This window comes from Pseudomonas sp. NPDC077186, from assembly GCF_044543505.1.
Taxonomy (GTDB): Bacteria; Pseudomonadota; Gammaproteobacteria; order Pseudomonadales; family Pseudomonadaceae; genus Aquipseudomonas.
Genome location: NZ_JBITWE010000001.1, coordinates 1,413,736 through 1,432,135, shown reverse-complemented (window position 1 = coordinate 1,432,135; position 18,400 = coordinate 1,413,736). Strand labels below are relative to the sequence as shown.

The window sequence follows — 18,400 nt, the reverse complement described above, 5'->3', positions numbered from 1 at the left end:
GCGTAGGTTGGCGCTGAGCGCAGCGAAGCCCAACAGGGAGCGCGCAGCGCTCCGCCCGTCGCTCTCAAGGCCGAATCTACACCGCTCGCCGGCTACGCAGACTCTGTTCGTACTGGGCGCGATACAGCCGGGCGAAGCCGTGCAGCACCGGCATCGCCACTGCCCAGACCGCGGCGAGGATGGCCAGGGTCGGCCAGGTGCCCAACGGCAGGCCGACGCCGGCGATCTGCGCGCCGCCGTAGTAGGACAGCGGCGCGGCCACTGCGCCGAGCAGGCTGCCACGCCACCAGGGCTGCGCGGTCCAGGCCAAGCAATGGTTGAGGGTGCTGGCCAGCAGCAGCCAGAGCAGCGCCAGCCACAGCGGGATCAGTTGGCGCGACTCGCCGAAGTCGAACAGGCCGAGGTTGAGCAGGAAGCTGTCCAGCGCGCTGCCGGCGAGAAACACGCTGAGCAGCAGCTTGCCCTCGGCCGCCCAACTGCTGAGCCACAGCAGGTGCACCGCCATGATCGCCGCCACCAGCAGCAGCCAGGGGCTGTCGCCGGCGAAGACGCAGACCAGCCAGCCGAGCTGGAAGAGAAGGGCATTGGCGATCAGTTTAGGCATCGAAGTTTCCTAGCAGAGGGGCGGGCCGCGCGGCCGGCTTGGCCAGCAGCAGTTGCGCGGTGCCAATGGTGCGTTCGAGGAAGCCGCCTTCGCAATAGCACAGGTAGAACTCCCAGAGCCGGTAGAAGTGGTCGTCGTAGCCCAGCTGCGCCAGGCGCTGGCGGGCCTGGCGCAGGTTGTCGTGCCACAAACGCAGGGTGCGCGCGTAGTGCAGGCCGAAATCCTCCATATGGTGCAGGTTGAGGTCGGTATGGCGGCCGACCACCTCGAGCATCTTCTGCACCGAGGGCAGCGCGCCGCCGGGGAAGATGTAGCGCTGGATGAAATCCACCGACCTGCAGGCCTGTTCGAAGCGCTGCTCGCGGATGGTGATGGCCTGCAGCAGCATCAAGCCGTCGGGCTTGAGCAGGCGCGCGCACTGCTGGAAATAGGTGGGCAGGAAACGGTGGCCGACCGCCTCGATCATCTCGATGGAGACCAGCTTGTCGTACTGGCCATCGAGGTCGCGGTAGTCCTCCAGCAGCAGGGTGACGCGATCCTCCAGGCCCAGTTCGCGGATGCGCCGCGCAGTGTGGGCGTGCTGCTCGCGCGACAAGGTGGTGGTGGTCACCCGGCAGCCGTAGCGGCTGGCCGCATGGATGGCCATGCTGCCCCAGCCGGTGCCGATCTCCAGCAGGTGGTCGGATGGCCGGAGCGCCAGCTTCTGGCAGATGCGCTCCAGCTTGTTGAGCTGCGCCTGTTCCAGGCTGTCGTCCGGCGTTTTGAACATGGCCGCCGAATACATCATGGTCGGGTCGAGGAACTGCTCGAACAGCTCGTTGCCCAGGTCGTAGTGCGCGGCGATATTGCGCCGCGAGCCCTGGCGGGTGTTGCGGTTGAGCCAGTGCAGGCCCTGCATCAGCGGCCGGCCGAGTTGCGCCAGGCCGCGCTCCATGGCGTCGAGCACCTCCAGGTTGGCGACGAAGATGCGGATCACCGCGGTCAGGTCCGGGGTGCTCCAGTACCCGTGGATATAGGCCTCGCCCGAGCCGATCGAGCCGTTGCCGGCCACCAGGCCCCAGACCGCGCCGTCGAGCACGCGTATTTCGCCGCGCAGGCTGGCCTGCGGGTCGCCGAAGTGCAGGGTCTCGGCGCCCTCGTGGATGGTCAGCCGGCCATGGCGCAGGCGGCCCAACTGGCGCAGTACGGCGCGGCGCAACAGGCCGGCACCGAGGCCGCTGCCGGCACGCACGCTGTCTTTGGCGGAGGTCAGGCTAGAGCTTTTCATAGGGCAGGTCCTTCGGTTGCGGGCGGGCGACGCGGAAGTCGCCTTCCGCGGCCTGGTGAGCGAACAGGGGCAGGCGCTTGAGCAGCAGGCGCAGGGCCTGCCAGTAGATGGCGGCGAGGGTCTTGGCGGTCATCCAGGGGAAATTCAGCAAGTAGCGGTGCAGGCTGGCGCGGTCGAGTACCTGGCGTTGCAGGCTGAGGCTGGCGTCGAAGAGCTTTTCCGCGCCGTTCCAGTCGGCCATATGAATGCCCAAGCGCTCGCCCACCGGGCTGAAGCTCATGCGGTACTCGAGCTCGCGCGGCAGAAAGGGCGAGACGTGGAAGGCCTTGGCCACGCGAAAGCGCTGCCGCCCAGTGCCGGCGGCCGGCAGCACGTAGTGATAGCGCTCGCGCCAGGGCGTGTTGCTCACTTCGCAGAGGATCGCCAGCAGCCGCTCGTCGGCATCGAAGCAGTAGAAGAAGCTCGCCGGGTTGAACGCCAGGCCCCAGCTGCGCGGCTGGGTCAGCAGGCAGATGCGCCCCGGCGGGCGCCGGCCGGTGGCCTGCTCGACGCGCTGGCGCACCGCCTCGGCCAGGGGCATGCCGCCGCGGGTGAATTGCGGCAGGTAGTCGGACTCGCGAAAGGCCAAGGGCATCCAGCGCCCGCGTCCGGCCAGCTTCGAGAGGGCGAACAGGGCGTCCTGCTCGTCCAGGTCGAGGTAGAGCAGGCCCATGCGGTAGCGGAAGGCATGGGCGCGCGGGGCGAAGCGCCGATGCTGCACCCAGCCGCTGTACAGGGCGCTGTGCATCACAGCGCCTCGCCGAAGGCGCGGGCCACGCGCAGCGCGCTGAGCACGCCGTCCTCGTGGAAACCGTTGGCCCAGTAGGCGCCGCAGTAGTAGCTGTGCTGGGCGCCTTGCAGCTCTTCCCAGCGCGCCTGGGCGCTCACGCCGGCCAGGCTGTACTGCGGGTGGGCGTAGCGAAAGCGTGCGAGCACCTTGGCCGGGTCGATGGCCGCGCCCTGGTTGAGGCTGACGCAGAAGGTGGTATCGCTGTCGATGCCCTGCAGGATATTCATGTTGTAGGTGACTGCTGCCGGTCGATCGCTCGGCCCGCCGAGGCGATAGTTCCAGGCTGCCCAGGCCAGCTGGCGCCGGGGTAGCAGGCGCGTATCGGTATGCAGCACCACCTCGTTGTCGGCGTAGGGCAGGGCGCCGAGGATGGCCTGCTCGGCGGCGCTGGGCTTGGCCAGCAGGGCCAGGGTCTGGTCGCTGTGGCAGGCGAATACCACCTTGTCGAAGCGCTCGGCGCCGGCGGCGCTGTGCAGGGTGACGCCGCCGGCGTCGCGCTCGACCCGCTGCACCGGGCAGTTGAGCCGGATGCGCTCGGCGAAGCCGGCGCTCAGCGGCGCCACGTAGCTGCGCGAACCGCCGGCGATCACCTGCCACTGCGGGCGGTCGCTGATCGACAGCAGGCCGTGGTTCTTGCAGAAGCGCACGAAGAACTGCAGCGGAAAGCCGAGCATGCCGGCCAGCGACATCGACCAGATCGCCGCGCCCATGGGCACTATGTAGTGGTCGATAAAGCGCTGGCCGTAGCCGTTGCGTGCGAGGTAGTCGCCGAGGGTGGTTTCGGCGGCGATGCGGCCGCGGGCCAGGTCGTCCTGGCTCTGGCGGTTGAAGCGCAGGATGTCGCGCAGCATGCCCCAGAATCCCGGCGAGACCAGGTTGCGGCGCTGGGCGAACAGGCTGTTGAGGTCGTGACCGTTGTACTCCAGGCCGCTGGCCGGATCGCTGACCGAGAAGCTCATCTCGGTGGGCTGGTAGCTCACCCCGACCTGCTCAAGCAGGCGGATAAAGTTGGGGTAGGTCCAGTCGTTGAAGACGATAAAGCCGGTGTCGATGGCGTACGCGCGGCCGTCCACCTCGACGTCCACCGTATGGGTGTGGCCGCCGACCCAGTCGCTGGCCTCGAACACCTGGATCTCGTGCTGGCGATTGAGCAGGTAGGCGCTGGTCAGGCCGGCGATGCCGCTGCCGATGATGGCGATTTTCATGGGGCGTCCTTGCTGGCGGATTCGCTGCGCGCCAGGCGGCGGCCGATGGCCAGGCGCAGGCGTTTGGGCAGCAGGCCGAGCAGTTTCAGGGTGAGGATAAAGGGCGCGGGAAAGGCGATTTCCAGCGGGTGCTGGTCCAGCCGTGCGGCGATGTGCCGGGCGGCCCTTGCCGCCGGCCAGCGCATGGGCATGGGGAAGTCGTTCTGCTGCGTCAGCGGGGTGTCGACGAAGCCGGGGCTGACCAGGGTGACGTCGATGCCTTCGCCGGCCAGGTCGATGCGCAGCGCCTCCAGCAGGTAGCGCATGGCCGCCTTGGAGGCGCCATAGGCCTCGGCGCGCGGCAGGGCGAGGAAGGTTACCGAGCTGCCGACGCCGACCAGGTGCGGGCGCTCGCCCCGGCGCAGCAGGGGCAGGGCCGCCTCGATGCAGTGGCTGGCCGACAGCAGGTTGGCGCGCATCACCCGCTCGATCAGTGCGGACTCGTACGCCTGGGCGTCGAGGTACTCGCAGGTGCCGGCGTTGAGGATGGCGCAATCCAGCGCGCCCCAGGCCTGCTCGATGCGCTGGGCGATGGCGCGCACCTGCTCGGGCTCGCAGAGATCGCCCGGCACCACCAGCACCTGCTCGGGAAAGCGCATCGCCAGTTCCTGCAGCGGGCCGCTACGGCGCGCGCTGAGGGCCAGGCGATGGCCGCCGCGCAGCAGTTCCTCGGCCAGGGCGATGCCGATGCCGCTGCTGGCGCCGGTCAGCCAGATGCGCTTCATGCCAGCCTCCGCTTCAACCAGCCGATCAGGCTGCCGAACACCGGCAGATGCTCGTAGAGCAGGGCGCCGGCGTCGAAGTAGTCGCGGTGCAGATAGACCTTGTCGCGCCACTGCAGGTGCGTGCAGCCGTCGACCTGGATCGGTGCGCCGCGGGCCAGGCGCGGGTGGCGGTAGCTCATGGTCCAGCGCAGGTAGCCTTCACCCTCGCCGACCTGGTCGCAGCCGTGGAACTCGAAGCGCAGCGCGTCGACGTTGGCGTACAGCTCGGCGAAGTAGCGGCGCAGTGCGTTGAGGCCATGCACCTCGTGCAGCGGGTCGCGAAACAGCACGTCGTCGCTGTACAGCTCGCCGAGGCGCCCGAGGTTGTCCTTGTTCAGCGCGGCGAAGCGTTCGCCGAAGGTGGACAGGAAATCGCTCATGCGGGCACCTCCCGGTTGCCGAGTTGCTTGAACGCGGCCAGGGCACGTTCGCGCGAGCGCGCCAGATCGACGATCGGCCGCGGGTAGCCGGCCGGGGCGAGCAGCCCGCCGAGCGCGGCCGGATCATGGATGTCGCGCTTGTTCAGCCCGGCCAGCTCCGGCAGCCAATGGCGGATGAAGTGGCCGTCGGGGTCGAACTTCTGCGACTGGCTGATGGGGTTGAAGATGCGGAAATAGGGCGCCGCGTCGGTGCCGGTGGAGGCGCTCCACTGCCAGCCGCCGTTGTTCGCCGCCAGGTCGCCGTCGATCAGCTGGCGCATGAAGAAGCGCTCGCCCTGGCGCCAGTCGATCAGCAGGTTCTTGGTCAGGAACATGGCGACGATCATGCGCAGGCGGTTGTGCATCCAGCCGGTCTCGCGCAGCTGGCGCATGGCGGCATCGACTATGGGCAGGCCGGTGCGGCCCTGCTGCCAGGCGGCCAGTTCTTCCGGCGCGTCACGCCAGGGCAGCGCCTCGGTTTCCTGGCGGAAGGCGCGGTGCATCGAGACCCGCGGGTAGCCCACCAGGATGTGCTTGTAGAACTCGCGCCAGAGCAGTTCGTTGATCCAGGTGACGGCGCCGGGGTTGCCGCTGTCGAACTCGCCGCGGTTGGCGCGCAGCGCCGCGTGCAGGCACTGGCGCGGCGACAGCACGCCGGCGGCCAGATAGGGCGACAGCTGGCTGGTGCCGGGCGTGGCGGGAAAGTCGCGCGCCTCCTGGTAGAACTCGATGCGCTCCTCGGCGAAGCGCGCCAGGCGGCTGTGCGCCTGCTCTTCGCCGGCCGGCCAGAGCGCGCGCAGCGCCTCGCTCGGTGTGGCGAATCCGGCGACCGCGGCGGGCAGCGGGTCGCCGGCGACGGCCAGCGGCGCCTGCGCCTGCGGAGGTGTGCGCAGCGCCGGCAGGGCGCTGTGCAGGCGCTGGTAGCAGAGCTTGCGGAACTGGCTGTAGACCTGGAAGTAGCCGCCGGACTGGGTCAGCACGCTGCCGGGTTTGAACAGCAGCTGGTCCAGATGGTTGTGCCAGGCGACGTCCTGCTGCGCCAGGCGCGCCTGCACCGCCAGATCGCGGCGGCTCTCGTGGACGCCGTATTCCTCGTTGACCTGCACCGCGGCGATGGCCTGCTCGCGGCAGACCTCGGCGAGCACGGCGGGAGCCTGGCTCCAGTGGTCGCAGTGGCGGATCAGCAGCGGCACGTTGAGCCGCTGCAAGGCGCGCTGCAACTCGACCAGATTGCGCAGCCAGAAGTCCACCTTGCACGGCGCGTCGTCGTGGGCCAGCCACTGCCCAGGGCTGAGCAGGTACAGCGCCAGGGTCGGGCCGGCGGCCATGGCGCTGGCCAGGGCGCTGTTGTCGTGCACGCGCAGGTCGCTGCGGTACCAGATCAATTGACGCATGGTGACTCCTCGAGGGGGCCGAGCAGGCCCTGGCGCTGCAGCCAGGCATGGGCGGCCAGCGGGTCGGCGGCCAGCGCCAGCTCGGCCAGCACGTCGCGGTGGATATGGGCGGCGGGGCCGGCCAGCAGCAGCGGGATCCGGCACTGCCGGTGCAGGCGCGGCAGCTGGCGGCGCAGCAGGGCGCCGTCGAGCGCCTGGTCGGCGTACAGCAGCAGCGCGCGCGGGGCGATCTGCTCCAGGGCCAGGGCCAGTTCGGCGGGCGGCAGCGGCCAGTCGAACACCTCCACCGGGCAGTCGCTGTCGCTGACCAGCCAGGCGCACAGCCACAGGCCGGGCTCCATCGGCGCGTCGCCGAGGTTGACCAGCAGCAGCGGCGCACCGCCGGCCTGGCGGTTGTTGTGGTAGATGCGGGTGGCGAACTTGCTGCGCAGCCAGGAGAAGAAGAACACCTGCTCCAGGCGTGCGCCGAACTGGCCCTGCCAACGCTGCTGCAGTTCGCCGAGCAGCGGCCAGAGCAGGCGTTCGACCAGGGTGCGCAGCGGGTAGAGCGCCAGGGCGGCGTTGAAGCTTTCGTCCAGGCGCCGTTCGGCGAGCTGGGCGATATGCCCGAGCAGCTCGCCGCGCAGTTGTCGCCAGGCGCCGTCGGCCGGCGCCTGCAGCGGTTGGCGGCTGTCCAGCAGTTCCTTGACCTGGCTCACCGCGACGCCGCGGCCGAGCCAGCCGAGGATGGCCTGGATGCGCGCCACGTGGTCCGCCGAGTAGAGGCGATGACCCTTGGCCGTGCGCTGCGGCACGATCAGCCCGTAGCGGCGCTCCCAGGCGCGCAGGGTCACGGCGTTGACCCCGGTGCTGCGCGCCACGTCGCGAATCGGCAGATAGCCCTGGGCGAGGGCGCTGCGCAGCTGCTCGGCGGCCTCGCTGCGCTGCAGCCGGTCGTTCGGCTCAGAGGGCATTGCGCAGGCTCAGGCGTTCCGGATGCGGCTGCAGGTAGACCTGCTCGGCGATGTAGCGATCCGGGTGGCGGCGAAAATGATGTTTGAGCAGGGTCAGCGGCACCACCAGCGGCACCACGCCGTCGCGGTACTGGCCGATCAGCTGCTGCATCTCCTGTTTATCTTCTGGGCTGAGGGCACGCTTGAGGTAGCCGGCCAGGTGCTGCAGCACGTTGCTGTGGGTGCCGCGGGTGGCGCAGCGCTTCAGCGCCGCCATCAGCTGGCTGAAATAGTGCGGCGCCAGGCTGGCCAGGTCGTGCCGGGCGAGGTCGCCGAGCAGGCGGCCGAGGGCCTTGTACTGCAGCGGGTCGGTGGCCAGCAGCAGGTACTTGTAGCGCGAGTGAAAGGCGATCAGCGCGCGGCGCGTCAGGCCCTGTTGCAGCAGGCGTTGCCACTCGGCGTAGGCGAACACGCGGGTGAGGAAGTTCTCGCGCAGCACCGGGTCGTTGAGGCGGCCGTCTTCCTCCACCGGCAGGTCGGGGTGCCGGGCGCAGAAGGCCGCGGCGAAGATGCCACGGCCCGGCTCGCTGGGGCGGCCGCCGTCCTGGTAGACCTTGACCCGCTCCAGGCCGCAGGACGGCGACTGCTGCATGAAGATGAAGCCGCAGATGCCCTGCAGCTCGCCGGCCATGCGCTCGGCGTAGGCGGCCAGGGCGTCGGTGACGTCGTGCGAGCGCTCGACCGTACCGACCGCGCGCGGCGTCTGCGGGTCGCCCACCAGGCGAATCGGCTGGCGCGGTACCGGCATGCCGATGCCGACCTCCGGGCACACCGGGACGAACTCGAAATGCTCGGCGAGGCTGCGGCTGCACAGGCGCGACAGCTTGTGGCCGCCGTTGTAGCGCACCTCGGCGCCCAGCAGGCAGGCGCTGATGCCCAGTTTGGCTTTGCTCGGTTGCATGGCTCGACCTCCGGCTATGTTGTACATGGACTTAGCCATGTACAACTTTTGTCCATCATAGGTCTGCGATTGTACAAGTCAAATGCTTTGTACAGCTTGTGTATGGCTTTTTGTGTATGACGACAGGCGCCGCGCGAGCGCGGCGTTATGGGGAAGGGGAGGAGCGGCGGTGCTTCAGCGCCAGCCTTGCAGCCAGCGCTGGGTGTCCTGCAGCTGGCGCCAGTCGAGCTGCTGGCTGCGCCGGGTGAGCACGGCCTGCAGCTGCACGGCGAGAATGCTGTCGGCCTCGTCGCGGATCAGTTCGGTGACCAGGAAGTGGCGTTCGCGGTTCTGCGGCTGCGCCGCGGTCCATTTCGACAGCAGCAGCTTGCGCGGGTTGAGCCGCCGCTTGGGCGTCATGCCAGGTGTTCGAGCAGGCGGCGGGCGGCGTCCTGGCCGCTGAGCCAGGCGCCCTCGACGCGGCCGGACAGGCACCAGTCGCCGCAGGCGTACAGGCCCAGGTCGGCGTCGGCCAGTGCGCCCCACTGGTGGGCCTGCGCCGGGCGGGCGTAAAGCCAGCGGTGGGCCAGGGTGAAGCTGGGCGGCGGCACGGCGCAGCCGATCAGCTCGGCGAAGGCGCCGTGCAGCTGCTCGATCACGGTTTCCTTGGGCAGGTCCAGGTGCTGCTTGCTCCAGGCGCTGCTGGCGTGCAGCACCCAGGTGTCCAGGCGATTGTCGCGGCCGGGCTTGCTGCGGTTGCGCGCCAGCCAGTCGAGCGGGCTGTCCTGCACGAAGCAGCCCTCGACCTTGGTCTCCAGCGGCGTGTCGAAGCCCAGCGCCACCGCCCAGGTCGGTTCCATGATCACGCTGGCGGCGGCGCCGGCCAGCTTGGGTGCGGCCGCCAGCAGGGCGCTGGCCTGCGGCGCCGGGGTGGCGATGACCACGTGGCTGAACGGGCCGTGGCTGCAGCCCTCGGCATCCTGCAGGCTCCAGTGGCTGCCGCCGCGGAACACCTCGGTGATGCGGCAGGCGAAGTGCACCGGCAGGGCGCCGAGCAGGGCGCGGGTGATGGCGCTCATGCGCGGCGTGCCGACCCAGCGCACCTGTTCGTCCGGCGAGGCGCTGAGCTGGCCGTCCTGGGCGTGGTACAGGCCCGGCGTCCATTCGGCGACCCAGCCGCGGGCTTGCCACTGCTGCACCACCTCGACGAAGCGGCGGTCGCGCGCGGTGAAGTACTGGGTGCCCAGGTCGAGGCTGCCGACATCGCTGCGCTTGCTGGCCATGCGCCCGCCGCTGCCGCGACTCTTGTCGAACAGCTGGACCTCCTGGCCGGCGGCGTGCAGGGCCTGGGCGGCGGACAATCCCGCGATGCCGGTGCCGATGATGGCGATGGGTGCGTTCATGGTGACCTCGTCAGCTCTGAATGCTTTACAGGCTACGCTTTGGACAAAAGCTATACAAGAATGCTTTCATGTACAGCTGTTGCCGTGGGTATCGCTCCCTACTCTAGGTTTAGGACAAACGCGGCCATCAATAAAGGCACGTGTGCGCGTCATAAACCAGACTAGGGGGGAAAGCTCATCAATTTCCATGCGAGGACGATGCCATGCATATCCTGCTGACCGGCGGTACCGGCCTGATCGGCCGCGGGCTTTGCGCCTACTGGGCCGAGCAGGGCCACCGCCTGACCGTCTGGAGCCGCGAGCCGGGCAAGGTGACGCGCCTGTGCGGCGCGACCGTGCGCGGCATCGGCCGGCTCGAGGAGCTGGCCGAGGAGCCGCTCGACGCCGTGGTCAACCTGGCCGGCGCGCCCATCGCCGACCGGCCCTGGAGCAGCAAGCGCAAGGCGCTGCTGTGGGCCAGCCGCATCGGCCTGACCGAGCAGCTGCTGGCCTGGCTGCAGGGCCGCAGCCAGCGCCCGCAACTGCTCATTTCCGGCTCGGCGGTGGGCTGGTACGGCGACGGCGGCGAGCGCGAGTTGCACGAGGACACGCCGCAGGTCACCGACGATTTCGCCGCGCAGCTGTGCGGCGCCTGGGAGGAGACCGCCCTGCGCGCCGAGGAACTGGGCCTGCGCGTGGTGCTGGTGCGTACCGGCCTGGTGCTGAGCGCCGATGGCGGCATGCTCAAGCGCCTGCTGCTGCCGTTCAGGCTGGGCCTGGGCGGACGCCTCGGCGACGGCCGGCAGTGGATGCCCTGGGTGCATATCGCCGATCAAATCGCCCTGATGGATTTTCTCCTGCAGCACGGCGCTGCCCGGGGTCCCTATAATGCGTGCGCGCCGCAGCCGGTGCGCAACGCCGAGTTCGCCAGGGCGCTGGGCCAGGCCCTGCACCGCCCGGCGATCCTGCCGGCGCCGGCCTTCGCCCTGCGCGCCGGCCTCGGCGAGCTGTCCGAGCTGCTGCTCGGCGGCCAGCGCGCGGTGCCGACGCGCCTGCTGGAGGCGGGTTTCAGTTTTCGCTTCACCCATCTGGACGTGGCCCTGGCCGATCTGCTGGGCCAACACTGACTAGGATTTCGCATGACCGATCACGCATTGTTGCTGGTTAACCTGGGTTCGCCCGCGTCCACCGAAGTAGCCGATGTCCGCCGTTACCTCAATCAGTTCCTGATGGACCCCTATGTCATCGACCTGCCCTGGCCGCTGCGCCGCCTGCTGGTGTCGCTGATCCTGATCAAGCGCCCGGCGGCCTCGGCGCATGCCTATGCCTCGATCTGGTGGGACGAGGGCTCGCCGCTGATCGTGCTCAGCCGCCGTCTGCAGCAGGCGATGCAGGCGCATTGGACGCGCGGCCCGGTGGAGCTGGCGATGCGCTATGGCGAGCCGTCCATCGAAACCACCCTGCAGCGCCTGGTCGACCAGGGCGTTCGCGAGGTGACCCTGGCGCCGCTCTACCCGCAGTTCGCCGACAGCACCACCACCACGGTGATCGAGGAGACCAAGCGGGTGCTGCGCGAGCGCGGGCTGAAGCTGCGCCTGTCGATCCTGCCGCCGTTCTTCGAGCAAGCCGAATACCTCGACGCCCTGGCCGCCAGCGCCAAGCCCTACCTGGAGCAGCCGTTCGATCACCTGCTGCTGAGCTTCCACGGCCTGCCCGAGCGCCATCTGCACAAGCTCGATCCCAGCGGCCATTGCCTGAAGGGCGCCGACTGCTGCCGCACGGCCTCGGCCGAGGTGCTCGCCGGCTGCTATCGCGCGCAGTGCCTGCGCAGCGCCGAGCTGTTCGCCGCGCGCATGGGCCTGCAGCCGCAGCAGTGGTCGGTGAGCTTCCAGTCGCGCCTGGGCCGGGCCAAGTGGATCGAGCCCTATACCGAGACGCGCCTCGACGAACTGGCCGCGCAGGGGGTGAAGAAGCTGCTGGTGATGTGCCCGGCCTTCGTCGCCGACTGCATCGAGACCCTGGAGGAAATCGGCGACCGCGGCCGCGAGCAGTTCGTCGCGGCCGGCGGCGAGAGTCTGCAGCTGGTGCCCTGCCTTAACGACCACCCGGACTGGGCGGCGGCGCTGAAGACCCTGTGCGAGCGCGCGCCGCTGGCCATCTGAAGCGGCCGGGTGCGGCCGCCGCGCCGCGCCATTCGCCCTGGCGGGTATGAAGCATTCGCCCGCCTGATAACACCTTCGAGCGATACTCAGCGCCGTTTATATCGTCCTAAGCTGACGCCACTTTCAACCGCCGCGCACCGCGTTCAGCGGTGCCGAGGAGAGCGTCCGTGCATAACAACAATAACGGCTATCCCTCCAGTGCCCGTGCCTGGGTCACTGTCGCCATCCTGATGGTGGCCTACGTCCTGTCCTTCGTCGACCGGCAGATTCTCAACCTGCTGGTCGAACCGATCCGCCGCGACCTGCTGATCAACGACACGCAGATGAGCCTGCTGATGGGCCTGTCCTTCGCCCTGTTCTACACCGTCTGCGGCATCCCCCTCGGGCGCGTCGCCGACACCCGCAGCCGGCGTGGGCTGATCGCCGTCGGCGTGCTGTTCTGGAGCGCGGCCACCGCCGCCTGCGGCATGGCCAAGCTGTACTGGCAGTTCCTGATCTGCCGCATCGGCGTCGGCGTGGGCGAGGCGGCGTTGTCGCCGGCGGCCTATTCGCTGATCGCCGACAGCTTTCCCGCCGAGCGCCGTGCCACCGCCATCAGCGTCTATTCCATGGGCGTCTACCTGGGCTCGGGGCTGGCCTTCCTGGTCGGCGGCCTGGTGATCCAGTTCGCCTCGGCGCAGGGCGACGTGCTGCTGCCGGTGTTGGGCGAGGTGCGTCCCTGGCAGCTGATCTTCCTGATTCTCGGCGGCGCCGGGGTGCTCTTCACCCTGCTCATGCTGGCGGTCCGGGAGCCCGCGCGTCGCGGCGCCGGTGCCGGGGTGGCGGTACCGCTGGCGGACGTCGGTCGTTATATCCGCGCCAATCGCCGCACCGTGCTGCTGCACAACTTCGGCTTCGCCGGCCTGGCCTTCGCCGGCTACGGCAGCGCGGCCTGGGTGCCGACCTTCTATATCCGCACCTACGGCTGGGACGCCGGTCAGGTGGGCATCGTCTACGGCTGCATAGTCGCGGTGTTCGGCTGCCTCGGCATCGTCTTCGGCGGGCGCCTGGCCGACTGGATGGCCAAGCGCGGGCGCAGCGACGCCAACATGCGTGTCGGCCTGTACGCCGCGCTCGGCGCGCTGCCGCTGGTGCTGCTGTTCCCGCTGATGGGCACCGCCTTCTGGGCCAGCCTGCTGCTGGCGCCGACGGTGTTCTGCCTGAGCATGCCGTTCGGCGTGGCGCCGGCGGCGATCCAGGAGATCATGCCCAACTCGATGCGCGGCCAGGCTTCGGCCATCTACCTGTTCGTCATCACCCTGATCGGCCTGGGCATCGGCCCGACCGCTGTGGCGCTGGTGACCGACTTCGTCTTCGCCGACGACAACGCGCTGCGCTACTCGCTGCTGATCGTCACCACCCTGGCGGTGCTGATGTCCATCGTGCTGCTGGGCAAGAGCCTCAAGCCCTACCGCGATAGCGTGGTGCGCCTGGAACAGTGGGCGGCCAGCCCGGCCTGACATATGTAGGGTGCGCCGCGCGCACCGACTACGACATAGCCCAAGAAAAAGCCGCGATATTCGCGGCTTTTTCTATCGGGCGAGTAGGGTGGCGCGCTTAGCGGCGATAGCGATGGTGGTGCTTGTGGCCACGCCAGTGCTTGTGCGGGTGGTGGTAGCGGTGCGCTTTGTAGTGGTGCGGCCGGTAGGGGTAGTAGCGCGGGCCGATCACCACGCTGTGCGGTCGGTAGTAGATCGGCGGCTCGTAGTACCCCGGGTGCGGCGGGTAGTACCGCACCTGCGGCGGCGGGGCGTAGTAGAGCCGGCTGTTGGCGCCGATCACGCCGCCGATCACACCACCGACCACCGCCCCGGCGATGGCGGCGTCGCGGCGATCCGAGGCCTGAACCGGTTCCGCGCCGGCCAGCGCCAGGCTGGCGAGCAGGCCGGTGACGAGGGAAATACGCGTATGCATGAGCGTGCCTCCTGTAGGGCCGGAGCGATCCGGTTACTGGTTTCGACTCATGCCCGGGCGGCGCATTGCACGGCGCTGTGTAAAAGCTGTGTAAACCAGGAGGGGGCTGCCGGTCGGCTAGGGGCTGCGCTTGGCTCTTCGGCCGCTCAGTCGTCGGCTCGAGCGCACGCCGCCTGCTTCCAGGTGGAGGCCGTCGAACAGCCGATGGATCAAGCGCTCGTGGCGTTCGATGGTGTCGGCATGGCGCTCGATGACCTGGGGTAGTTGGCGCAGGCTGTCCGAGGGGGTGTCGAGGAGGAAGGGCAGTTGCGGGTTGCCGAGACTGTGCTCGATCTCGCCCAGGTGCAGGAGGATGTCTTTCTCCATCTCGTTGAGCTGTACCAGCATGTCCAGCAGTTCGCCCTGCACCGGCAGGCGTGCGGCGTCGCACTGGCGGATCAGCAGCAGGCCGGCCTCGCGCAGCAAACCGATCAGCTGCGTGCTCTTGATGCCGTAGTGGACGATGGCCAGGCTGTCGCTGGCGCGCCGCTGGTAGTTGAGCCCGGCATGGGGCAGGCGATGGCCGGCGAGGTCGCGCGGCTGCTGGCCACGCTTGAGACCGAGCCACTTGGCCTTCAACTGCACGAACTCGGCTTCGAGGTTGTCCTTCTGCTCGAACAGGCGGTGCAGCTGCTGGTGGGGCAGCTGCGGCTCGGGTGTCCTGGCCAGACTGCGTTGCGCGTCGCGGACGCTTTTCCACAGACGCCACAGCATCAGCGCGATGCAGAGCGTGGCGAGTCCCGACAGGGCCAGCAACAGGGCGGGCTCGGCCTGGGTCAGGGCATCCAGTCGCGGGGTGAAGGGGGGCGGTTGTTCCATTCCCTGAGCTCCAGTGCGGATCCATCTGACTGGGTGATTCGAATCCAACGCACTACAGGTTCGCCCACGGTCGGCCGATGAATGATGAACTGACTTAGCGTAGTTGTCCGCCGCCGATTTGAAATGGCCAAAGGCTAGTATTTTTCCGTAGGCCAATGGCCTGGGCGTCACTCTGCCCAGCGCTGCTGGATGCGCTCCAGCGTGCCGGCCTTGCGCAGCCGCACCAGGGCTTCGGAGAACTGCCGGGCGCGCTGGATGTCGCCCTTGGCGAAGGCGACGAAACGCGGCATCTGCACCAGCGGGCGGGGCAGGATGCGCACCTGCTGCTGGGCGCGCTGCTCGCGGACGAAGTACAGCAGCTGCGCGCGGTCGCCGACGATGATGTCGATGCGTCCGGCCAGCAGCATCGACACCAGCTGGCGCGGGTTCTGCGCGCTGCTGTCGCGGGCCAGGTCGGCGCGGTCGAAGTGCTCCTCGTAGGCGTAGCCGCGCACCTGGCCGATCACATAGGGGGCGAAGTCGTCCAGGCTGCGCCAGTCGGCGATCGCGGTCTTGGCGGTGGTCATGAACACCGTGGCGCCGCTGCGCAGCGGGCCGACCAGCTCGTACTGCTCCTGGCGCTGTGGCGTGCCGGCGAACTGGAAGGCCATCTGCGCCTCGCCGCGGTCGAGCATGCGCTTGACCCGCTCCCAGGGGTAGAGGCGGATCTGGTACGCGACCCTGGCCTCGCGCAGCACCGCGTCGACCAGCTCGACGTCGAGCCCGCGCGGCGTGTCGTCCTCGGCGGTGACGAAGCTGTAGGGGGCGAACTGCTCGTCGCCGACCACCCGCCAGGGCTCCGCGGCCAGGGGGGTGGCCAGTGCCAGCAGAACCAGCAGCAAAAGGCGCATGGCGGGTCTCCTCGGGGCTAGCCTGTGTTCAGGCTAGCCAATTTCCCCGCACACGCTCGCCGGATCAGACCTTGCGCACGAACTCCGACTTGAGCTTCATCGCGCCGATGCCGTCGATCTTGCAGTCGATGTCGTGGTCGGCGTCGACCAGGCGGATGTTCTTCACCTTGGTGCCGACCTTGACCACCAGCGACGAGCCCTTGACCTTGAGGTCCTTGATCACGGTGACGCTGTCGCCGTCCTGCAGCAGGTTGCCCACCGAATCCTTGATCGCCCGCGTCGCCTCGTCGCCCCCGGCGGCGTCGCCGGGTCGCCATTCATGGGCGCATTCGGGGCAGATCAGCTGCTCGCCGTCTGCGTAGGTGTATGCGGAGTTGCATTGGGGGCACGGTGGCAGGCTGCTCAAGGGGCGTCCTCGATGGTTGGGTAAGAAACCATGGATTGTATAGGGTTTTGCCTGCGGGCGTCGCTCTGGGGCGCCGGCCGGCTCGCCGCCGATGTCAAAAATATTGGACTTGTCGGAGGGGCGTGGTTCACGGCTTTTCTCTTTATTCATGCTGGCTTAAGCCATTTCTGCGGAATCTGCGAGTGCATTTTGTTCGACAGTGTCGCGCTTATTTGTTTGACATATTTTACGGCTCGGGCAGACTGGCGATAGATTCCGCTGCCGAACCGGGTGGCGGGCGCCCCTGTGGCGCCCCTTTGCGCAGAGTCGCCAAGGCCCGGTTTCGCGCCGCCGTCGGAAGGCGGCACCCCGGCTCAGGACGAGCCCGGGTGCACGGAGTTAGCCAAACAGGCCGCAGTCGGCGACAGCCACCGGCCTGCACAGCAACGACAGGCCCGGCCTGTCCCAAGGTGACGTATGTCCGACAATAAAATCCGCAGTACCCCGCGCAAACCCGTCGTGTTGATGTCCATGGGCGCTCAGGAGCGCAAGGGCCACGACTATCAAGTGATGACCCACAAATACATCCAGCCGCTGGTCGAGCTCTCCGGCTGCGTGCCGCTGCTGGCGCCGACCTGCTGTGGCGTGGACGATCTCGAGCAGTACCTGGACATGGCCGACGGCGTGTACCTGACCGGCGCCGGCAGCAATATCGACCCGGCGCTCTACGGCCAGGAAAACGAGACGCCGAACAAGGCCCAGGACCGCGACCGCGATCTGTTCGACCTGCCGCTGATCCGCGCCGCCCTCGCCCGCGGCCTGCCGATCTTCGGCATCTGCCGCGGCATGCAGGAGATCAACGTGGCCCTGGGCGGCGACATCTTCCAGAAGGTCTATGCCGAGCCCGGCTATCACGACCACCGGGAGAACCCCGACGACCCGGTGGAGGTGCAGTACGCGCCGCGCCACGCGGTGTACCCGGTGCCCGGCAGCTGGTTCGCCGAGCTGCTGGGGCAGCCGGAGATTCGCGTCAACTCCCTGCATGGCCAGGCCATCCGCAACCTGGGCCAGGGCCTGGAGGTGCTGGCCAGCGCCGAGGACGGCCTGATCGAGGCCATTCACGCACCGAGCCTGTCGCCCTTCCTGCTGGCGGTGCAGTGGCACCCGGAATGGCGTGCGGCGAGCAACCCCGACTCGGTGAAGATCTTCCAGGCCTTCGGCGAGGCCTGCCGACGCCGCGTCGCCGAACGGAGCTGAGCCCTCTACGAGGCCTTTTCCGGCGCGTCCTGCGCCGATCTGAGCGGAAAAGGCGTGGAACTTGCTAGCGCTTGAGCGTCCGGGCCACGACCCGGGCGCTCCTTCCCACCGCACAAGGACCTCCTCGATGATCACTGCCTCCATCGCCGACTGCATGAGCCGCGATTTCGCCCGCATCCATCCCGATATGCCCGTGGTCAAGGCGGTCGCCAAACTGATGCGCCACGAGCTGCTCGGCGGTCCGGTGACCGACGCCGACGGCCGCCTGCTCGGCTGGCTGTCCGAGCAGGAATGCCTGAAGGTGGCGATCCAGGTGGCCTACTACAACCAGCGGGTGGCCACGGTCGGCGACATCATGCGCCGCGACGTGCTCAGCGTGCGCGCCGACATGGACCCCATGGCACTGGTGCAGCAGATGCTCGGCGACAAGCCGAAGAACTACCCGGTGGTCGACGCCGGCGGCCGGGTGCTCGGGGTGATCAGCCGTCGCCATCTGCTGCAGCAGCTGGACAAGTTGCTGCAGGGCCGGGTTCAGGCAGCCTGAGGCGCAGGTGAGCCGTCTTGGTGCGGCGGCGCAGGTCGGGCGCACCAAAAGGGTTGGCTTGCGCGGCGTTGCTCGGCCTTGTTCCCTGGCTAGCCTGAGCCTGCCGGCTTATTCGGCCTTGAGCGCAAAACCGACGCCGAAGCGGTTCCAGGCGTTGATGGTGGCCACCGCCAGGGTCAGGTTGGCGATCTCGGCGTCGGCGAAGTGCTCGCGTAGCTCGGCGTATTCGGCCTCGCTCGGGTGCTCGCTGCTGAGCAGGGTGAGGCTCTCGGTCCAAGCCAGCGCCGCACGTTCGCGCGGGCTGAAATGCGCGCTCTCGCGCCACACGCAAACCGTCTGCAGGCGCGCCTCGCTGGCGCCGCCGCGGCGGGCGTCGTTGGCGTGCATCTGCACGCAGTAGGCGCAGCCGTTGAGCTGCGAGGCGCGCAGACGTACCAGCTCCAGCAGCGGCAGCTCCAGGCTGCAGGTTTCCAGTACCGCTTCCAGGCCGAGCATGGCCTGGTAGGCCTCGGGGGAGGCCTTGCTCCAGTTCAGTCGCATCTCGCGTCTCCTCAGGTACGGCTCGCTCCAGGCGAG

21 protein-coding genes are annotated in these 18,400 nt (G+C 68.8%); 5 read left to right on the top strand and 16 right to left on the bottom strand.

From position 1 onward, the window contains the following. Window positions 1–76: 76 nt before the first annotated feature. The 11 genes from ACIGKL_RS06765 to ACIGKL_RS06715 form a co-directional block, all read right to left on the bottom strand. Window positions 77–604, bottom strand: a complete 528-nt coding sequence (locus ACIGKL_RS06765) for a DUF2878 domain-containing protein (protein ID WP_397485920.1) — start codon at window positions 602–604, stop codon at window positions 77–79. Next, the gene (locus ACIGKL_RS06760; protein WP_397485919.1) at window positions 597–1,871 is read right to left on the bottom strand and encodes a class I SAM-dependent methyltransferase; all 1,275 of its coding nucleotides are present in this window, start codon (window positions 1,869–1,871) and stop codon (window positions 597–599) included. Before ACIGKL_RS06760 ends, ACIGKL_RS06765 begins: the two co-directional genes overlap by 8 nt. Continuing rightward, complete coding sequence (locus ACIGKL_RS06755; protein WP_397485918.1) at window positions 1,858–2,658, bottom strand: DUF1365 domain-containing protein; 801 nt, start codon at window positions 2,656–2,658, stop codon at window positions 1,858–1,860. The genes ACIGKL_RS06760 and ACIGKL_RS06755 overlap by 14 nt, the downstream gene beginning before the upstream one ends. Further along, window positions 2,658–3,905, bottom strand: coding sequence for an NAD(P)/FAD-dependent oxidoreductase (locus ACIGKL_RS06750; protein ID WP_397485917.1), 1,248 nt, complete (start codon window positions 3,903–3,905; stop codon window positions 2,658–2,660). Before ACIGKL_RS06750 ends, ACIGKL_RS06755 begins: the two co-directional genes overlap by 1 nt. Beyond that, window positions 3,902–4,669: an SDR family NAD(P)-dependent oxidoreductase gene (locus tag ACIGKL_RS06745; RefSeq protein WP_397485916.1), complete on the bottom strand. Its 768-nt coding sequence runs from the start codon at window positions 4,667–4,669 to the stop codon at window positions 3,902–3,904. The genes ACIGKL_RS06750 and ACIGKL_RS06745 overlap by 4 nt, the downstream gene beginning before the upstream one ends. Then, entirely contained in the window at window positions 4,666–5,088 is a 423-nt protein-coding gene (locus tag ACIGKL_RS06740) for a nuclear transport factor 2 family protein (RefSeq protein ID WP_397485915.1), read from the bottom strand. Before ACIGKL_RS06740 ends, ACIGKL_RS06745 begins: the two co-directional genes overlap by 4 nt. After that, on the bottom strand, window positions 5,085–6,521 hold the full coding sequence (gene phrB, locus ACIGKL_RS06735; protein WP_397485914.1) for a deoxyribodipyrimidine photo-lyase: 1,437 nt from the start codon (window positions 6,519–6,521) through the stop codon (window positions 5,085–5,087). Before phrB ends, ACIGKL_RS06740 begins: the two co-directional genes overlap by 4 nt. Next, window positions 6,509–7,474 (bottom strand): MerR family transcriptional regulator, encoded by a 966-nt coding sequence (locus ACIGKL_RS06730; RefSeq protein WP_397485913.1) that lies wholly within the window; start codon window positions 7,472–7,474, stop codon window positions 6,509–6,511. The genes phrB and ACIGKL_RS06730 overlap by 13 nt, the downstream gene beginning before the upstream one ends. Next, a complete protein-coding gene (locus ACIGKL_RS06725) occupies window positions 7,464–8,414 on the bottom strand; it encodes a YbgA family protein (protein ID WP_397485912.1) in 951 nt (316 codons plus the stop codon). The genes ACIGKL_RS06730 and ACIGKL_RS06725 overlap by 11 nt, the downstream gene beginning before the upstream one ends. 174 nt (window positions 8,415–8,588) lie before the next feature. Next, window positions 8,589–8,813 (bottom strand): TIGR02450 family Trp-rich protein, encoded by a 225-nt coding sequence (locus ACIGKL_RS06720; RefSeq protein ID WP_397485911.1) that lies wholly within the window; start codon window positions 8,811–8,813, stop codon window positions 8,589–8,591. Next, complete coding sequence (locus ACIGKL_RS06715) at window positions 8,810–9,796, bottom strand: NAD(P)/FAD-dependent oxidoreductase (protein WP_397485910.1); 987 nt, start codon at window positions 9,794–9,796, stop codon at window positions 8,810–8,812. The genes ACIGKL_RS06720 and ACIGKL_RS06715 overlap by 4 nt, the downstream gene beginning before the upstream one ends. A gap of 203 nt (window positions 9,797–9,999) precedes the next feature. On the opposite strand from ACIGKL_RS06715, the gene ACIGKL_RS06710 reads away from it, so the two are divergent. From ACIGKL_RS06710 to ACIGKL_RS06700, 3 genes are all read left to right on the top strand, one after another. After that, window positions 10,000–10,902, top strand: coding sequence for a TIGR01777 family oxidoreductase (locus ACIGKL_RS06710; protein WP_397485909.1), 903 nt, complete (start codon window positions 10,000–10,002; stop codon window positions 10,900–10,902). 12 nt (window positions 10,903–10,914) lie between these two features. Next, window positions 10,915–11,937, top strand: a complete 1,023-nt coding sequence (hemH, locus tag ACIGKL_RS06705) for a ferrochelatase (protein WP_397485908.1) — start codon at window positions 10,915–10,917, stop codon at window positions 11,935–11,937. A 167-nt stretch (window positions 11,938–12,104) separates the two neighbouring features. Next, window positions 12,105–13,436 carry a spinster family MFS transporter gene (locus tag ACIGKL_RS06700; protein ID WP_397485907.1) on the top strand — a complete coding sequence of 444 codons (1,332 nt, stop codon included), beginning with the start codon at window positions 12,105–12,107 and terminating at the stop codon, window positions 13,434–13,436. Between the two features lie 97 nt (window positions 13,437–13,533). On the opposite strand, the gene ACIGKL_RS06695 is transcribed toward ACIGKL_RS06700, so the two are convergent. From ACIGKL_RS06695 to ACIGKL_RS06680, 4 genes are all read right to left on the bottom strand, one after another. After that, window positions 13,534–13,890, bottom strand: coding sequence for a hypothetical protein (locus ACIGKL_RS06695; RefSeq protein WP_397485906.1), 357 nt, complete (start codon window positions 13,888–13,890; stop codon window positions 13,534–13,536). Between the two features lie 117 nt (window positions 13,891–14,007). Then, on the bottom strand, window positions 14,008–14,748 hold the full coding sequence (locus ACIGKL_RS06690) for a hypothetical protein (RefSeq protein WP_397485905.1): 741 nt from the start codon (window positions 14,746–14,748) through the stop codon (window positions 14,008–14,010). Window positions 14,749–14,915: 167 nt separating this feature from the next. Next, a complete protein-coding gene (locus tag ACIGKL_RS06685) occupies window positions 14,916–15,638 on the bottom strand; it encodes a substrate-binding periplasmic protein (RefSeq protein WP_397485904.1) in 723 nt (240 codons plus the stop codon). Window positions 15,639–15,702: 64 nt separating this feature from the next. Beyond that, complete coding sequence (locus ACIGKL_RS06680) at window positions 15,703–16,044, bottom strand: zinc ribbon domain-containing protein YjdM (RefSeq protein ID WP_397485903.1); 342 nt, start codon at window positions 16,042–16,044, stop codon at window positions 15,703–15,705. A gap of 456 nt (window positions 16,045–16,500) precedes the next feature. On the opposite strand from ACIGKL_RS06680, the gene ACIGKL_RS06675 reads away from it, so the two are divergent. Together ACIGKL_RS06675 and ACIGKL_RS06670 are read left to right on the top strand one after the other, a co-directional pair. Then, window positions 16,501–17,280: a gamma-glutamyl-gamma-aminobutyrate hydrolase family protein gene (locus tag ACIGKL_RS06675; RefSeq protein WP_397485902.1), complete on the top strand. Its 780-nt coding sequence runs from the start codon at window positions 16,501–16,503 to the stop codon at window positions 17,278–17,280. A 127-nt stretch (window positions 17,281–17,407) separates the two neighbouring features. Continuing rightward, window positions 17,408–17,824: a CBS domain-containing protein gene (locus ACIGKL_RS06670; protein WP_397485901.1), complete on the top strand. Its 417-nt coding sequence runs from the start codon at window positions 17,408–17,410 to the stop codon at window positions 17,822–17,824. A 108-nt stretch (window positions 17,825–17,932) separates the two neighbouring features. On the opposite strand, the gene ACIGKL_RS06665 is transcribed toward ACIGKL_RS06670, so the two are convergent. Beyond that, complete coding sequence (locus ACIGKL_RS06665; protein WP_397485900.1) at window positions 17,933–18,364, bottom strand: carboxymuconolactone decarboxylase family protein; 432 nt, start codon at window positions 18,362–18,364, stop codon at window positions 17,933–17,935. Window positions 18,365–18,400: the final 36 nt, after the last annotated feature.

Coding starts and splice junctions, on each gene's coding strand:
- ACIGKL_RS06670 (WP_397485901.1), top strand. CDS start 17,408: ATGATCACTGCCTCCATCGCCGACTGCATGAGCCGCGATTTCGCCCGC.
- phrB (WP_397485914.1), bottom strand. CDS start 6,521: ATGCGTCAATTGATCTGGTACCGCAGCGACCTGCGCGTGCACGACAAC.
- ACIGKL_RS06745 (WP_397485916.1), bottom strand. CDS start 4,669: ATGAAGCGCATCTGGCTGACCGGCGCCAGCAGCGGCATCGGCATCGCC.
- ACIGKL_RS06725 (WP_397485912.1), bottom strand. CDS start 8,414: ATGCAACCGAGCAAAGCCAAACTGGGCATCAGCGCCTGCCTGCTGGGC.
- ACIGKL_RS06685 (WP_397485904.1), bottom strand. CDS start 15,638: ATGCGCCTTTTGCTGCTGGTTCTGCTGGCACTGGCCACCCCCCTGGCC.
- ACIGKL_RS06710 (WP_397485909.1), top strand. CDS start 10,000: ATGCATATCCTGCTGACCGGCGGTACCGGCCTGATCGGCCGCGGGCTT.
- ACIGKL_RS06720 (WP_397485911.1), bottom strand. CDS start 8,813: ATGACGCCCAAGCGGCGGCTCAACCCGCGCAAGCTGCTGCTGTCGAAA.
- ACIGKL_RS06665 (WP_397485900.1), bottom strand. CDS start 18,364: ATGCGACTGAACTGGAGCAAGGCCTCCCCCGAGGCCTACCAGGCCATG.
- ACIGKL_RS06750 (WP_397485917.1), bottom strand. CDS start 3,905: ATGAAAATCGCCATCATCGGCAGCGGCATCGCCGGCCTGACCAGCGCC.
- ACIGKL_RS06765 (WP_397485920.1), bottom strand. CDS start 604: ATGCCTAAACTGATCGCCAATGCCCTTCTCTTCCAGCTCGGCTGGCTG.
- ACIGKL_RS06760 (WP_397485919.1), bottom strand. CDS start 1,871: ATGAAAAGCTCTAGCCTGACCTCCGCCAAAGACAGCGTGCGTGCCGGC.
- ACIGKL_RS06740 (WP_397485915.1), bottom strand. CDS start 5,088: ATGAGCGATTTCCTGTCCACCTTCGGCGAACGCTTCGCCGCGCTGAAC.
- ACIGKL_RS06715 (WP_397485910.1), bottom strand. CDS start 9,796: ATGAACGCACCCATCGCCATCATCGGCACCGGCATCGCGGGATTGTCC.
- hemH (WP_397485908.1), top strand. CDS start 10,915: ATGACCGATCACGCATTGTTGCTGGTTAACCTGGGTTCGCCCGCGTCC.
- ACIGKL_RS06755 (WP_397485918.1), bottom strand. CDS start 2,658: ATGCACAGCGCCCTGTACAGCGGCTGGGTGCAGCATCGGCGCTTCGCC.
- ACIGKL_RS06690 (WP_397485905.1), bottom strand. CDS start 14,748: ATGGAACAACCGCCCCCCTTCACCCCGCGACTGGATGCCCTGACCCAG.
- ACIGKL_RS06695 (WP_397485906.1), bottom strand. CDS start 13,890: ATGCATACGCGTATTTCCCTCGTCACCGGCCTGCTCGCCAGCCTGGCG.
- ACIGKL_RS06675 (WP_397485902.1), top strand. CDS start 16,501: ATGTCCGACAATAAAATCCGCAGTACCCCGCGCAAACCCGTCGTGTTG.
- ACIGKL_RS06730 (WP_397485913.1), bottom strand. CDS start 7,474: ATGCCCTCTGAGCCGAACGACCGGCTGCAGCGCAGCGAGGCCGCCGAG.